Annotated in this window: 1 protein-coding gene; it reads right to left on the bottom strand. The window is 37.0% G+C overall.

Translation table 11 applies throughout. The annotated features are described in order from the left end of the window. Nucleotides 1-242: 242 nt before the first annotated feature. Nucleotides 243-1,436 (bottom strand): O-antigen ligase, encoded by a 1,194-nt coding sequence (locus HT687_RS10875; protein WP_023937263.1) that lies wholly within the window; start codon nt 1,434-1,436, stop codon nt 243-245. Nucleotides 1,437-1,582: the final 146 nt, after the last annotated feature.

Here is a 1,582-nt window from a genome sequence, read left to right as displayed (position 1 = left end):
CTGCATAAGGACGAGGGAGCGCTATTGTATAATAGATTGAAACTAGAATAGTACACCTCTACTTCTAAAACATTGTTAGAAATCTATTTGACTGTCCTGATTGATTCATCCTGTTCTTATCTCATTTCACTATATTCACCGGTAGTGAATCTCTACAGAGGACTTACACCTCAGATGCACGACATGCCCATCGTATAAAAAAATCTCCTACCCAAGGTAGAAGAATTTTAATCTTATAAAACTTAATCCGTCATGTCCGATACCAAGGTTCGATGCTCCAATGGAATACTGCACATAACTAGCAAGAAAATAAAGCCTGACTGAATCCAGAAGAGAGCCAAGTCAAAAATTCCGTGCACAGCAACCACTGTAAGGAAAGATAGATAAAGGCCGATAATCGGACGTTTCCCCGACTCCTGACTCATATCCATCATCAAGCGAACAGGAGCAACAGAAGACAAAACTAATAAAATAGTCCCCACAATTCCGTAACTCAGAATCGTATCAATATAAAGGCTATGAGCATGTTCATGATAAGGAGCATGTATCCGAGGATACGAGTGCATGTAGGTCAATGGCCCCTCACCCCAAAAAGGATTTTGCTTAAACAAGGCCATCCCAGCATCCCAAATAGAAATTCGTTCTTCCATAGAAGAATCTAAAGTCCCCATCCGAACTCCCAAATCACTGGAAAAGAGGAAGCTCAAGCCAATCGCAAATACCCCAATACTAAGCCAAAAGGCCTTCCAGTTTTTAATAGTCGTAAAGAGATAGATGATTGCTCCAGCGATAATAGCAGGAAAGGCAGTTCGATTTTGCGTAAAGTTCAATCCAAAGAGATTAACAAAGCCTGCAATCACACAGAATACTTTCAACCAATTCAACTTGGTCGTTGTAAATAGATAGAAAGCAATCATGATACAGAAACAACAAATAATTCCATAATAATTAGGATTAAAGAAGGTCACTTCTGCACGATTCTGATGCCACACCTGCATATTGGGTGAAAGAAAAGCATAGTTGAATTTCTTCACAATTTGGAAATGTTCTAAACTCGCAAAAGCAGCTGACAAGACGCTACCAAACAAGACGAGCTGCAAAATTAATCGAAAGAATTTATGTGATAAAATCGACTGATATTGCAAAAATAAAATAGCAAACAAAAACATTCCTACTGAAGCCACAAGACCCATCCAATTTTGTGCAAGAATGGATATAACAGTACTATAGCCAAGAAAAAGAAGCAGCATCGGATGCTCCCCCATTTTCTGAAGAATACTTTTCATGTCTCCTGTAAAAATCAAACTGATAATATATAAACAGAGTACAACTACAAAAAGATAAAAGGGTAAAAAGATACTTAGGATAATTCCCAATAAAATCAGCTCTTTACTAGACAACCCCTTCAGCTTTTCAATAAAGCCTATTGATTTCAAAATGAATCCTTTCTCTCCAAATCAGCTGATTCAGATAATAGTAAGCTATCCTATATTGTACCACTTTTTTAGCAATTTGAAAACAAAGGAAACGTTTTCCAAAATAAAATGTAATTCGAATGTGATAATTGAAAGTTCTATAATGA

It is taken from the genome of Streptococcus sp. 1449, from assembly GCF_013276805.1.
Classification (GTDB): domain Bacteria; phylum Bacillota; class Bacilli; order Lactobacillales; family Streptococcaceae; genus Streptococcus; species Streptococcus pseudopneumoniae.
The sequence above is the reverse complement of the archived record's forward strand: the minus strand, read 5'-3'. Positions and strand labels throughout refer to the sequence as shown.